Raw genomic sequence first — 12185 nt, 5'->3', positions numbered from 1 at the left:
CATCATTACATTGTGAGACAGTTATGAAGATCTACAAATACCCGCGCACGCGGCACATTGAAGGTTCGCGCCTTCAGGTCGGCGATCTTGCGGACGACAAACCCATAAAAGAGCTGGCAGGCCAGCATCTGATCGTCGAAGAGAAAATCGACGGGGCAAACTCAGCCGTTTCGTTTGACAGGGACGGAAATCTGCTGCTGCAAAGCAGGGGACATTTTCTGCTGGGCGGTGGCCGAGAGCGCCACTTTGCGCTGTTCAAAACCTGGGCGGCTGCGCATGCGCTCAGCTTCCATCACGTGCTTGGTCATCGCTACGTCATGTACGGCGAATGGATGTATGCCAAGCACACGGTCTTTTACGATCGCTTGCCGCATTACTTCCTTGAATTCGATGTGCTTGACCGCGAAACAGAGGTGTTTCTAAGCACTGCAGAGCGCCGGTCCTTGCTGGGGGGATTGCCGGTCATGCCAGTGCCCGTTGTGCATGAAGGAGAGCTGACCTCAGTTGATCAGATCAATGCCATGGTTCGACCTACGCCCTATAAATCGGGCCGTTGGCGGAATGCCTTGGAAACGGCCGCAGTTCAGTCAAACAGCCGCCCTGACATGGTGCTGCAACAGACCGAAGACAGTGATTTGGCCGAAGGGCTGTATATCAAGCTTGAGGATGCGGGCTGTGTACAGGATCGGTTCAAGTTTGTGCGGGGGGACTTCCATCAGGCGATCCAGGCCGCGGATGGCCATTGGCATGGTCGGCCTATCCTACCCAATGCTCTCACCGATGGTGTCGACATCTTCGCGCCAACCCTCGGTGTGGAAGGAGCATATGACGTGTAGATCTGCAAAGCCCGCCGTGGCGCATCAGCAAGTGCTGTCTTTGCTTCCAATCGGCCCGCTCTAGCGGGTCGATTGGGGTGCGATCTGGGTCATGTGGTCCGAGCTGGCCGCGCTGGATGACTGCCCATAGGACCCTATCCATCATGCCGAAGGGGACGTGGGCAACCATACTGGAACGGTTGTCGACGCGCTTGTTGCCGACAAAAGTTGGCGCGTGCTGCCGGCAGGTAAGCAGATCTGAGTGCTCTGGGCGTCTGTCGCACGTCAGTTGCTGCGGCGGGCGGCAACGCCGTTCGCGTGGCGCGAGAAGCTGTGCGGCATCATAAGTCAGCATCATTTGCCGTTCTGGCTGATCGAACTTGATGATCCGCTACGGCTGGCTATCGAAACATCATAGCCTTGCCGTCTCGATCTTCTCTGCCTGCACGCAAAGGCTGACGCCCTGGGGCGATCCTGTGAGGATCAGCATTCGTTACCGGGTAGCGCTGAACTGGCGGCTGCAACTTTCGATAAGGCAGGGTTCCGGAACCACCCGATTCCCTTCGCGACTGACGAAAGCCGTGTGTCCTTCTTCGAACTGTCGGATCGTTAACTGCATTACGCGGCGCGTGAAGCGTTTAGTTGCAATGTGACGGTCATGTCGGGCTTTGGCTTTCCGGGCGATCGCAGTCGAAATCGCATTGGCAGGGGCATCGACTTTGACGCTTTTCAACCGTGTTTAAAAGCGCGGCGAAGCTCTGGTGATGCAGTTGAATGGAGGCGACATTCAAAGGCGCGCTCCGAGTTTCAATGTGCAGTTTCAGCCTTTGGTCAGCAAAGGGCCATACCCTCGCAGAACCATATTGTGATCAGTGCCACCTCGGTCGGTTTGCTCCCGAATACCCATGAGGAACTGCCACCGGACTATGGATCGCTTTCGATCAACATGGTGGCTGTCGAGGTCATCCCGAACCCGCCCAATACTAAATTCCCCAACAAGGCCAGAGAGGCTGGTTGCCACTCAATCGACGGGCTTGGCATGCTGGTGGAACAAGGGCGTATTGGCGGCAAACTGTGGTGTGGAACCCTAACGGATGCGTGGGTTATGCGAAACGGGTTGGAAAAAGCCCGGCCTTAAGCAAATCAGATTTTATGATCCAACTTCTTCGGTGCAAGATGTCGTTGTTGCCGCGAAAAGCCCTACGGCGTTACGAAAATAGTAAGCGGATAGTTTAGGCTGCTCGCAACGCTTTGCACTACCATGCAGAGCTCCATAGGGTTTGGTTAGTTGCCTGCGTTTAGTCAGCAAAGATTCACTCAGACGTCGGGCATTTGTTGTGTGGCACAATGAATGCCGCCGCCGAGTTCGCCCAATGGGTCCACGTTCAGCATGATAATTTCCCGCCCGGGGTAGTGTCGTGACAACGCGTCAGCTGCGATTCCATCGGTCTCTTCATCGCCGTATTCCGCGGCGATAACTGCACCGTTGCAGGCGTAGTAATTAGCGTAAGTCGCAACGAAGTCGTAGCTTTTTATCCTGCGCACAAGCGGTTCCGGAATGACATCAACTTTCAGTCCATGGGACACGAGCGTGTCATAGGTTTTCAGAGCCGCACCATGGAACGGGTCACGGCTATCGGGGTCGTCAGGCAGGTTGATCAGAACGCGACCGGGGCCCGTAAACCGCGCGAGGCCGTCTATGTGATAGTCGGTAATGTCTTCACCCCACACGCCGTCCGACCAGATCATCCGGTCAGCGCCGTACGCAGTTAACAACCGTGCTTCGATGTCATCGCGAGACAGACCGGGGTTTCTGTTGTCATTCACCCAACTGCTCTCATGTGCCATCAACAGACCGTGCCCGTCCTGCTCAACACCGCCGCCCTCACCGAGTAGGCCGGAGGGTATCAGGTCCAGCCCAAGCCTTTCGGCAACGTTTGCTGCGATCTGACTGTCGCGACGGTTGACTTGCCTCTCACCCCATCCGTTGAACTGAATATGGTTGATCGCCAACCGACCAGTGCCATCAACAACAAAAATGGGACCGGAATCTCGGCACCATAGATCTTCGGTCGGGATGTCCCACAATGTCACATTGGTCGAGAGTTTTGCCCGGGCATCTGCATGATCATCCGATGCGGCAAGCATGGTAACAGGCTCGAACTCGGCGATTGCATTGGCAATGTCAGCGATCGTTTGCTGCACCATGCCAAGAAACACTGGATCGTCGTAAACGCGGCGACTGACCGGCCATTGCATAAACGTCTGCTGATGTCGGTCTTCTTCAGCCGGGACTTTGAAGCCGGAATTGGCCATGGAAGGTGATCCTTGAAAAAGTGCATGCACAGCCATCGATCCGCCAGTCAACAGAAGCTCTCTGCGTTTCATAGATTGTCCAAACAAAGTAACGCGTTGCCAGAGGTATTCTTAATGAGGTTTTCAAAGCCGAGATACACTGAAATGCTCTGATAGCCACAATTGTTCCCCGCGTCGGCTTCAGCAAGTCCTTTAAGGTGAAAATGGGGGTGCGGTTCAATGAGCATGAAGGCCACCGCTAACCCGGCGGCGACATTGGTGCCCGACTATTCCAACGCTTTCGTTAACAACGGACCGGGGTGCCCGACGTCTGAACATCGGCGTCGAAGTTCGCTTGGCCCAAAGGATCATCAACCTCAGAACCTTGCGCGGCGAATTGGAAAACACTGACGAAGTAGGGGGCTATGACTTGCGCACCGAGCATTCGAGCTCTGCGGTACAGTTGCCAATCCGCAAAGGGTTCTTTCTTGTTGGTTTTGAGGATGTTGTTTCCGCAAAAGGAACTGGTGCTCGAGTCTATCAGCCTCCAAATCGAATGATCAATTCCACTTCTCCTGCTGGTGAAACCGGAGCGATGAGGGGCACCGTTTCGGGAAAATCTGCGTTTTCCGTCAGAATCGCTGAGCAAGAATACACTCGAAAGTTGCTGGCCGCCTCTGCACAGCCATGGGGGGTGTTCGGGGTTGAATACAAACGTTCATCCCGTGCCGTGTAAGCAGGATAGCTGGTTCGGACCGCCCGACCTGTTTCTAATCGATGAGGCGGCGCAGCTGGGGTAAATGGTGCGTTAGAAAGCATTACTCACCCTGTTGCGAAGCTATGGTGTGAGTTATTGGGCCTTCCGGCAAGACCCGCAGCAGTAACAGGCATGTTTCCCGACGGGTGGCAAACACTATTCAACAACAGCCGCTGCCATACAGTTTTCGGCCGTCAGAACTTTCTTGCGCTGAAAGCGCTTCGCAGCTTTACGCGCTGGTCGATCGAAAAATGACGCAGGATGGCTTTTTAACCGAACCGCGAGAGACTCCACAGGTATTTTGCCGCCCCGCAGCTAGCGAAATACAAGGAAGCGTTGACAAAGCACCGAAGTACCAACCTCAGGAAGCGATATTGAAGAAGACACGGACTGTATCTGTAGGCAGAGATCAAGGAGAAGTTCAGGCAATGTCGCAGGACTATGAGATTCCGTTTTGAGGTCTTACTTTATGTGACCACCCCACGTGTTTCAGGTTCTGCCGAGGGTAGGTCGCCGGTCATGCCTTACGGGCGCAGATGCTTCATTATACTGCTGTTAACAGGAATCGGCTTTGGATCCGAAGGGCCGCGAATAGCCAATTCAAACTGGGGATTGTAACCTCCAGTTGCGGTGCAATATGCTTTTGTTTTGGCCCGGTACAGACCAGCCTGTAGCTGTACGTCGACGTACGCGTTTCGCGGCCCTCTTTCACCACGTTTGGTAATTGGTAGCTCCACAAGCTGTTTACCTTCCAGCTCAAGTTTGGCGCCACAAACCGCTGCCCCCTCCCACTCAAACGTTAGGGCAAAAGTGTAAGGTCCGGCTTCGGTCAAATTTAGGTATCCATCGTATTCGACAAGCCAGAGTCTGTCCCTGTATTTCTTCAATTCCGGTTCGAGTTCGAAAGCGTCGTCATAGCCAACTGGAAAACTACCTGTGTACAGGAGCGTAGCCAGTGATCGACCGCTCGGACTGTCGGGCTTACTGTTGTCCTGAATAGGGTAGAAATGCATCAACCATCCGTCGGCAAGCTTGGACCGATCAATTTCTTCGGCTTTCCCATCGGTCGGTGCAGACAGAGACAGGGCCGCAGCCGCGCAGATTGACAGTAGATGTTTCATTCTTTTTCCTCTTCTACAAAAGTACCCGTCGGAGAGATCGTGGTACTGTAAGTGTCAATTGGGAGGTCCGGCGATCGAGGTTCTACCCGTTCTTTTAGTGAAAAGGTGCTCGAGGGTGGGATGTCGGACTCAAAGGCTGGTTCTGGATCCAGAGACCAGTTTAAGGTCGACGCCACCGCACGTATAATTACCGGAAGAGAAAGAAACCCGGCGTCCCACTGTGTTGTGGCTGTGATTGCCATACCAATCGCCTGATCATCATAAAATGCAATCGATCCGCTGGTTCCTTGCTGAACGGCATTGATGGCGATCTGTTCGGAAACGCGTGCATCGAACTCACCCGAGGTTTGGAAATTAACCCGCATAGGGATTTCCTTTAATTGGCCAGCATTCGGGACCTGCCTGAGCCTGATTTCGCGGCCGATGATCGTGTCGGGTTGTTTCCAGGATATGATGGTCTGCCAATCTGTCCCGCATCCGTCAAAGGTTTTGTCCGAGACCTCGGCAATGGCGAGGTCCATTGAGTGGACTTCCGCTTGCATCAATTCTGCTTTGCCAACACTGGCTGGTGCCGAGGAAGACTGGAAATTGAACCTTGAGCTGCGTCCCAGAACATGGTTCGGCAGGAAGATAAAGCACTGCCCGTGGCCACTGAACAGGAAGCCATGCCCGTTTCGTTCTTTGACCGTGACAGAGACGACTTCGCCAACAGCTTGCGTGCCCAAAAGGGCATTTACCGCGCTGAACATCAAAAACAATTTGCGTAACGTCATCAATCACTGGCAGACTAACTAGGGCAATTGAATTAGAGGATAATATGAAGCTTAACGCAACAACGATTGCATTCTTGGCAGTGGTTGCGCCGCAAGCGATGGCAGAGGAATTGGTGCAGGTCACGCCCCTGACTGAAACGCTCAGTGAACAAGCTTTGATCTCAGGTACCATTGTTGCCGGTTTCTTGTCCGTCGGCGAAACGACAACGGAAAAGCCCTACCTTGAAGCGATGATACCTGAAGCCTGGGAAGGTTCCTTGGTTTGTCTCTCTCTGGTTTCGCAAGATGGACGCTACGAGGCTCTCGGGGAGTATTCGGTTCAGGGGCCGTGGTCTGGGGAACCGATCCGCGTACCGCTCGAGTCTTTGCACAACGAATACCTGAGCAAGACTGAGCGGTCTCAATTTGCCGGTTTGCTCAGCAAGGGCTCATGTGATGCCAGAGGTCAAACAGTCACGCCTGTGGGGTGGAATGAAAAGCTGGACCGCGCCCCGTCGAAACTTGAGCTGCTCATAAATTCTCGGGCAGCGGACGAAGTATACCTGGTTTTTGAAAACAGTTCAGACGTCGATTGTGTCAAAACGGACTCGGCCGTCCACCTTGCTTTTGACTTTGTGTGTGACATCCCGAAGCAAGTTGTTGATGCAGGAGATGTCATTGAGGTGAACCGTATCCGCAAAGGGCGCAAAGATCGCCCCCATATTGTTCAGGTTTCACCTCTTCCATGAGAAACTCTTTTGTTAAAAAAAGTATAACTCGGCCTGAATTTAGGCGCAGAAAAAGAAATGTGAATTCTTCAAAGAGTATTAAGCTGTCACCGATCGTGCTGGTTACCTTTTTGGGTTTTGTAGTTATGTGTTTGCTTTGGGTGATTTACCCAAATTTTGTGAACCGAACATATGTTCTTTCGGTAATGACGTCGGGTTTCGAGGTCAAATTTACACGGAGTTTAGTCAACAACAGTTGGCAGTTTTCGGACGTTCTTTTGTGCGAGCGTCGGGAAAACAGGCTGAAGGGCGGCGCTGATACAGACGGGATTTGCGCAACCGAGCTTTTTTCCGAGCGTCAGCTTTCGCACGCCGAGGTTAGTTTTGAAAAGGGCGCGGCTTTAAGTGTTGAGCGCGACATAGAAACAGGTGCGCTTTCAATTGTCGCCCTGAGCGATGATGCTGCGGTGCGCGTCAACGGCGAGGCTTTGTCGCCTGGGTCTTTGATGATAATCGACCGTAAGGCTTGGCTAGATGCAGGTGCGCTCGCCTTCAGCGGAGAGGTGACCATCGGCCAAGTGGCAACCACCGGTGAAACAAGGCTGGTTTCTGGCGGAACCTATGAGATTTTGGAGGCTGGTTGGCCTTGGGAAGAGGGTGCCATGCTTGTGAAATCCGGTCAGTTCTTCAGAGGCGATCAAATCCAGATCGTGACTAAGAACTCTAGTAAGCCTGTCGAGGTGATCGGGTTCCTAGCACCTTTTGACGGCACCATTTCTCTGCAGGTTACATCGCCAATGGGAAAAAACGTCGTTGATGTGGACCGTATGGCTGGCGAAAACCTATATATTTTAAGCAGTGCAATTGACCGAAGCAAAGTTGATCCGCTTTTGCAGGTCTTAACGTTCTTTGTAGCAGTGGTACTTGCTTTGGCTACCTTAAGAGATTGGATGAGACCGCCAGATTAGGCATCGGCGGAGTAACAGAAACCAAATTGCGGTTAGCTCAAAATCCGGCAAGAGTTTAAGTTGTTGTCGTTCTGACAACCGTAAGCGCCATTAGTATAAATCCCGTCCGCTTCGATTGGGGGATTGTCCGTTGCGAAATTACTCTGATCACATATCGCTGACGAGTGACGCCAGGATGAATAGCGGGCACGGCTGCGGAAGTTGCAACCGTCCGGTTCCAAACTCCCGTATAAAACTGATCGCCCCAGTTCAGTTTAGGCATGCCATTTTAAGTGAGCGCTCTAGCGCGGGACTTGCCATAGTTCTATGGGCGCGCCTTCAAGCTGCGAATTTTTACGTCGCTGTAGTCTAAGCTCTGGTTTGCGGGTTTCAATTTCGAATTGACTGCAAACCCAGCTGGCGAACTCTTCCAGTACCGGAAACACAGCATTCTTTCTGCCATTGCGACAAATGGTTGTCGGGCGCATCGATCATTATGCGACGCGTGGGCTGCTGCCAGCTCAAAGCATTGACCAACCTTCCTCGAAAACCGTCGCTTCAGGTGACAGCCAAAATTGCACCAAGGCTCAACTCAGCCCTGCTGATCCATCGCTGATCAGGATGACGGGATGCAACAACGTGGCACTCGTCAAGGAGGTCGATAAGGTCGTTTTTTTGTGAACATGTCGTACTGTGCACTGGTGAGTGTTATCCAACGTGCACCTGGCAGGATGAGCCACCGGACCATTGGAAGTACTGGCATTTCCTGTGCTTGCTCCAACGCCCTTAACTGTAACCAGGTACGGCTACGAGGAAACAGTTGTTAGAGAATTTCGTTTTGCGGTACGTAAACACTGTTTAGGCGGCTCAAAGCACTGATATCCACATCTTGGGGCATAGAATTCCATAAGCAGTCCGAAAACTGCCAGCCGCTCCTTACCGAATTCGCTACTGAAAAATTCCGTTTAAAACGAAATCAGCTGTGCTTGGACTGCTCGCGAAAGGTAGGTCGTAAACAATCGCCAGACGGCTCAAAGCTTTGACATCCACGTCATGGGGCATCGGTGACATTGGATCTATAAAGAAGAATAGGCCGTCGAGCCTCCCCTCACAAATCATTGCGCCAAGTTGCTGATCACCTCCCAATGGACCGCTTTTTAGTGCCGTCAGCTGAAGCTCGGGCAGAGCTGCGTTTATACACCCGCCAGTGGTACCTGTGGCAAAGAGGCTGGCTTGGCGCAGAGTTTCGGAATGCCTAGTGGCCCATTCGACCATCAGCTCCTTCTTGGCGTCATGCGCAACCAATGCCAGTTTTAGCCGTCTATCTGATGAACTGCTCGACATAATCCGCTCCCAGACCCACTTCCTCATAGTGCTTACGGCACATGTCGATCTTGGTAAAGACGTCCTCGTAGCCCATGGTTTTGCCCCATGGATCGACATAGAGCATCACGCCGTTGACCTGGAAATAGGTGATCATCTCGTCGACGTCATCGGGTACGACCAGCGTGTGGGTTTCGCCCGGTGGTTCGTACACATAGCCGCCTTCCTGCGCGATCCAGTCGTGTTCCAGATAGTGCCAGCGGCCTTTAAGAACAAAGCCGTGAACGGGCTGCGGATGCCGGTGCCTCGATAGAACCCCGGATTTCCGTACGCGCAACAAGTTCATCCAATATCCCTGTGACCGGTTCAGGCAGAGCGGCCGGAACGATACGTTCTCGGTTTGCGGCACCCAGACGCGCTCATCTACCGCCACAGCATCTGGGATGACGATCTCATCCTGTGCATCCTTCGGAAAGGGTAGTTGATAGGGCATTCTTGGATCGTCATCGAGTCCTTGTACTGGCATCAGGTGTCCTCCTCACATTGCAGAATAGCCACCGTCCACGGGATAGACGGCACCGGTCACGAAAGCAGCCTCATCCGACAGCAGCCACGCCGCCAATGCCCCCACTTCCGCGGGTTTGCCCCAACGGTCCAGCGGTGTCCGGCCCAGGATCGGCTGGTTGCGGTCGGGATCGGCGCGCAGGGCCTCGGTCATTTCGGTTTCGATCCACCCGGGGGCAACCGCATTGACGCGTACGCCGTCTGCGGCCCATTTCCCGGCCAGCGCCTTGGTCAGTTGCGCCACCCCGCCCTTGCTGGCGGAATAGGCCGGGACCAGAGGCCCGCCGAAATAGCTGAGCATCGAGGCCGTGTTCACGATCGCCCCGCCCGACGCGGCCAAAAAGGGCTGCGCGGCCAGACAACAGCGCATAGTCCCGGTCAGGTTAATATCGATCACCGCTTCAAAGGTCTCGATATCGTATTCCGCACCGCGGGCCAGAATTCCTGCGCAATTGACCAGCCCGTCCAATTGCTCAATCCCGCCGAAAAATGCTGTAACGGCGCGTGTTTCACGCACGTCTAGCTGTGCGCAGGTCTCGTCGGGGTGCTGTGTGGCGCAGGCCGCAACCTCCTCCGCGCCGACGCCGGTCACCGTCACGCGCCAGCCCTTGCGGCGCAACTCACCCGCGATGCCAGCGCCGATGCCGCGGGTTCCACCAATGACAACGGCATGTTTCATAGGTCAGCCCTCTGCCGCCAGAAACGCCTCGACCGCGTCTTTGCGCGGCATCGGAGCAACCGCACCATACCCTTGGGTCGATAGAGCCGCCGCCGCGTTTGCGTAGCGGGCAGCGGTGAATGGATCGCCGCCGGCCACGATGCGAGATAGGAAGGCACCGTCAAATGTGTCGCCAGCGGCCGTGGCATCAACCGCTTCGACACGGCGGCCTTTGACACGCTCGCGCTTGTCAGGTGTCGCAACCAGAGTCCCTTCGGCCCCCAGCGTCAGGGCGACAATTTTTGCCCCGAGCTTCAAGTAGAAGTCTGCGATGGCATCCGGATCAGACAGGCCGGTCAGTTGCTCGGCATCGTCTAAACCGGGAAGTGCAATATCACATTGTGACATAGCGGCATGCGTTACGGCGCGCGCGCGTTCGATGGGCCAGAGCTTCAGGCGAAGATTGGTATCGTAGGACACGAGGCCCCCAGCATCCTTCACGATCTGGATGGCGCGGAACACAGCATCAGCCGCAACATCCGATATCGCCTGACTAATGCCCGAAACATGCAGAATCTTGGCCGATTGCAGCGCTGTTACTGGCAGATCTTCCGGCGCCATCCGGCTGCTGGCAGAGCCTGCACGGAAATAACTGAACTCATGCCCGTTTTCCCCATGGGTCACAAAGTAGACCCCTGTATGGGCATCCGCGACTTGACGCACAGGCGAAGTATCGATCCCCTCGGCCCGCCAAAGGTCCATAAACGAATTGCCGAATGTGTCTGCCCCGATATGTGTCACGTACCCAACGGATGCACCTTGACGCGCGGCGGCGATGGCGCAGTTCGAAGTGTCACCGCCATGTCCGGGCAGATAGTTCCCGTCGGGTTGCTGATTGAACTCCAGCATCGGTTCGCCAAGGCATAGAATATCGGGGGTCATGGTCATCTCATTCTTGCTAAAAGGGCCAGCCCCGCGGGGCTGACCAAGGTGTTGGGAGGATTATTCGGCGGTGTAGCTTTGGCCTACACCCGGAATCTTCCAAATACGGAAGTTCGGGATTTCAGGGTCTTCAAAATTCATGTCGCCATCGACCCAGACATGCAGGTGGTTCGACACCACATACATCTCACCATCCGGACCCCAAGCCAGCGTGTCGGGCCAGTTCATTTCCGGGTGGTGGACGAAACGGCTGACCTCGCGCGTGGATTCATCGAATTTCATAATCCCGTCCAGCGACAAGGCGGTCATGTAGATATTGCCCGCATTGTCAGCGGTCATCCCGTCAGTATTCGAGGGCAGCACGGCGGCAACCTCAACCGCGTTTTCGATGACCGTCTCATTGGTTTCAAAATCGCGCAGGATTTCCGTCGGCAGGCTATACAGATGATTGCCGGTCAGGTTCGTCCAATAGAGCGTTTCCTTATCGCCCGACAATGCAATGCCATCCGCACCAGTGCGCATGCCACCTTCTTTCAAAACAGGGCGGTCGTCGATGTTGAAGAAGAAGTTCGGCTCGTCATTGGTGAACCGGTGTTGATCCAGAATGCGGCGTACCGAATTGGTGTTGCTGTCATAGACGATCAGGCCCCCATGCAGCGGATCACAGAAGATGCCGCTGTCAGCGATGTAGGCAAAGCCGGTGTCGTTATCGACGGCCAGATCGTTCAGGAAAGAACACTGCCGATCCGCCTCTTCCGCAGTGAAGACATAGCGCTGGATTTCCTTGTTCTCTTTCAGGTCCCACAACACCAGCTTGGCGTCGCCATCCTCGAACGGAGGGCCTGCCACGTGGCCCTGATCCAGGATCCACATAACGTCGTTGCGGTCGATCTCAAAGCCCAGCACGGCCTTCAGACCATCGGGATTCGACATGCTGTTCATGTCCTCAGACGGAAACGCCTCCAACTCCCACGTGTCACTGTTCTTGACTAGCTTAGAGACGGTCGAGGGAATCTCGGCTCCACCCCAGCGCGCGGTAGACACATAGATGTTGCCCTGACTGTCGACCTTGGCGCCCTGAACCAGCGCCTTGCCGTAAATCTCGCTGCTTTCCCAGGCGGATTTTGTCGCCTCGTCCTTGACGGCATAGGGCAGACTGTTCCATTCCGCGACAACCTCGGGCCCGTTCGCGAGCGCCGGGGTGGCCAGAACGGCGGTAAGGGCCACCGTGTTGAGCATTCGTTTCAGCATGTATTCCTCCCTTGCTGTGCTCTGGTGTCCCG

At 54.6% G+C, this 12185-nt stretch carries 14 protein-coding genes; 6 read left to right on the top strand and 8 right to left on the bottom strand.

Annotated elements, in window-relative coordinates; all coding sequences use genetic code 11:
• The first annotated feature begins 23 nt into the window (after positions 1-23).
• The gene (locus tag ACXAGD_RS12855) at positions 24-836 is read left to right on the top strand and encodes an RNA ligase family protein (protein ID WP_475211176.1); all 813 of its coding nucleotides are present in this window, start codon (positions 24-26) and stop codon (positions 834-836) included.
• 844 nt (positions 837-1680) lie between these two features.
• Complete coding sequence (locus ACXAGD_RS12850; RefSeq protein WP_475211174.1) at positions 1681-1953, top strand: hypothetical protein; 273 nt, start codon at positions 1681-1683, stop codon at positions 1951-1953.
• A 179-nt stretch (positions 1954-2132) separates the two neighbouring features.
• Here ACXAGD_RS12850 and ACXAGD_RS12845 read toward each other — a convergent pair whose 3' ends face one another.
• The gene (locus tag ACXAGD_RS12845) at positions 2133-3203 is read right to left on the bottom strand and encodes an agmatine deiminase family protein (RefSeq protein WP_475211173.1); all 1071 of its coding nucleotides are present in this window, start codon (positions 3201-3203) and stop codon (positions 2133-2135) included.
• Positions 3204-3465: 262 nt separating this feature from the next.
• Between ACXAGD_RS12845 and ACXAGD_RS12840 the strand changes: the two genes are divergently transcribed.
• The gene (locus tag ACXAGD_RS12840; protein WP_475211171.1) at positions 3466-3846 is read left to right on the top strand and encodes a hypothetical protein; all 381 of its coding nucleotides are present in this window, start codon (positions 3466-3468) and stop codon (positions 3844-3846) included.
• Between the two features lie 545 nt (positions 3847-4391).
• Here ACXAGD_RS12840 and ACXAGD_RS12835 read toward each other — a convergent pair.
• Complete coding sequence (locus ACXAGD_RS12835; RefSeq protein WP_475211169.1) at positions 4392-4988, bottom strand: hypothetical protein; 597 nt, start codon at positions 4986-4988, stop codon at positions 4392-4394.
• Positions 4985-5761, bottom strand: a complete 777-nt coding sequence (locus tag ACXAGD_RS12830; RefSeq protein WP_475211168.1) for a hypothetical protein — start codon at positions 5759-5761, stop codon at positions 4985-4987. Before ACXAGD_RS12830 ends, ACXAGD_RS12835 begins: the two co-directional genes overlap by 4 nt.
• Before the next feature lie 44 nt (positions 5762-5805).
• On the opposite strand from ACXAGD_RS12830, the gene ACXAGD_RS12825 reads away from it, so the two are divergent.
• The 3 genes from ACXAGD_RS12825 (at position 5806) to ACXAGD_RS12815 (ending at position 8096) form a co-directional block, all read left to right on the top strand.
• A complete protein-coding gene (locus ACXAGD_RS12825) occupies positions 5806-6489 on the top strand; it encodes a hypothetical protein (RefSeq protein WP_475211167.1) in 684 nt (227 codons plus the stop codon).
• Positions 6486-7436, top strand: a complete 951-nt coding sequence (locus ACXAGD_RS12820; RefSeq protein ID WP_475211165.1) for a hypothetical protein — start codon at positions 6486-6488, stop codon at positions 7434-7436. The genes ACXAGD_RS12825 and ACXAGD_RS12820 overlap by 4 nt, the downstream gene beginning before the upstream one ends.
• A gap of 450 nt (positions 7437-7886) precedes the next feature.
• Positions 7887-8096 carry a hypothetical protein gene (locus tag ACXAGD_RS12815; protein WP_475211163.1) on the top strand — a complete coding sequence of 70 codons (210 nt, stop codon included), beginning with the start codon at positions 7887-7889 and terminating at the stop codon, positions 8094-8096.
• 267 nt (positions 8097-8363) lie between these two features.
• On the opposite strand, the gene ACXAGD_RS12810 is transcribed toward ACXAGD_RS12815, so the two are convergent.
• Genes ACXAGD_RS12810 through ACXAGD_RS12790 form a run of 5 tightly spaced genes read right to left on the bottom strand, consistent with a single transcriptional unit; the run spans position 8364 to position 12153 of the window.
• Positions 8364-8759 (bottom strand): methylglyoxal synthase, encoded by a 396-nt coding sequence (locus ACXAGD_RS12810; protein ID WP_475211161.1) that lies wholly within the window; start codon positions 8757-8759, stop codon positions 8364-8366.
• Positions 8737-9264 (bottom strand): 2,4'-dihydroxyacetophenone dioxygenase family protein, encoded by a 528-nt coding sequence (locus ACXAGD_RS12805; protein ID WP_475211159.1) that lies wholly within the window; start codon positions 9262-9264, stop codon positions 8737-8739. Before ACXAGD_RS12805 ends, ACXAGD_RS12810 begins: the two co-directional genes overlap by 23 nt.
• A gap of 12 nt (positions 9265-9276) precedes the next feature.
• Positions 9277-9981: an SDR family NAD(P)-dependent oxidoreductase gene (locus ACXAGD_RS12800; protein WP_475211157.1), complete on the bottom strand. Its 705-nt coding sequence runs from the start codon at positions 9979-9981 to the stop codon at positions 9277-9279.
• Between the two features lie 3 nt (positions 9982-9984).
• Positions 9985-10902, bottom strand: a complete 918-nt coding sequence (locus ACXAGD_RS12795; protein ID WP_475211155.1) for a sugar kinase — start codon at positions 10900-10902, stop codon at positions 9985-9987.
• A gap of 60 nt (positions 10903-10962) precedes the next feature.
• Complete coding sequence (locus tag ACXAGD_RS12790) at positions 10963-12153, bottom strand: L-dopachrome tautomerase-related protein (protein ID WP_475211153.1); 1191 nt, start codon at positions 12151-12153, stop codon at positions 10963-10965.
• Positions 12154-12185: the final 32 nt, after the last annotated feature.

The organism is Ruegeria sp. ABF4_144 (assembly GCF_056160045.1).
This window is presented reverse-complemented; position numbering and strand designations above follow the sequence as displayed.

What these genes read in the sequence shown, in the direction of transcription:
- ACXAGD_RS12855 (WP_475211176.1), top strand. Translation starts at nt 24, where the DNA reads ATGAAGATCTACAAATACCCGCGCACGCGGCACATTGAAGGTTCGCGC.
- ACXAGD_RS12845 (WP_475211173.1), bottom strand. Translation starts at nt 3,203, where the DNA reads ATGAAACGCAGAGAGCTTCTGTTGACTGGCGGATCGATGGCTGTGCAT.
- ACXAGD_RS12835 (WP_475211169.1), bottom strand. Translation starts at nt 4,988, where the DNA reads ATGAAACATCTACTGTCAATCTGCGCGGCTGCGGCCCTGTCTCTGTCT.
- ACXAGD_RS12830 (WP_475211168.1), bottom strand. Translation starts at nt 5,761, where the DNA reads ATGACGTTACGCAAATTGTTTTTGATGTTCAGCGCGGTAAATGCCCTT.
- ACXAGD_RS12825 (WP_475211167.1), top strand. Translation starts at nt 5,806, where the DNA reads ATGAAGCTTAACGCAACAACGATTGCATTCTTGGCAGTGGTTGCGCCG.
- ACXAGD_RS12820 (WP_475211165.1), top strand. Translation starts at nt 6,486, where the DNA reads ATGAGAAACTCTTTTGTTAAAAAAAGTATAACTCGGCCTGAATTTAGG.
- ACXAGD_RS12815 (WP_475211163.1), top strand. Translation starts at nt 7,887, where the DNA reads ATGGTTGTCGGGCGCATCGATCATTATGCGACGCGTGGGCTGCTGCCA.
- ACXAGD_RS12810 (WP_475211161.1), bottom strand. Translation starts at nt 8,759, where the DNA reads ATGTCGAGCAGTTCATCAGATAGACGGCTAAAACTGGCATTGGTTGCG.
- ACXAGD_RS12805 (WP_475211159.1), bottom strand. Translation starts at nt 9,264, where the DNA reads ATGCCAGTACAAGGACTCGATGACGATCCAAGAATGCCCTATCAACTA.
- ACXAGD_RS12800 (WP_475211157.1), bottom strand. Translation starts at nt 9,981, where the DNA reads ATGAAACATGCCGTTGTCATTGGTGGAACCCGCGGCATCGGCGCTGGC.
- ACXAGD_RS12795 (WP_475211155.1), bottom strand. Translation starts at nt 10,902, where the DNA reads ATGACCCCCGATATTCTATGCCTTGGCGAACCGATGCTGGAGTTCAAT.
- ACXAGD_RS12790 (WP_475211153.1), bottom strand. Translation starts at nt 12,153, where the DNA reads ATGCTGAAACGAATGCTCAACACGGTGGCCCTTACCGCCGTTCTGGCC.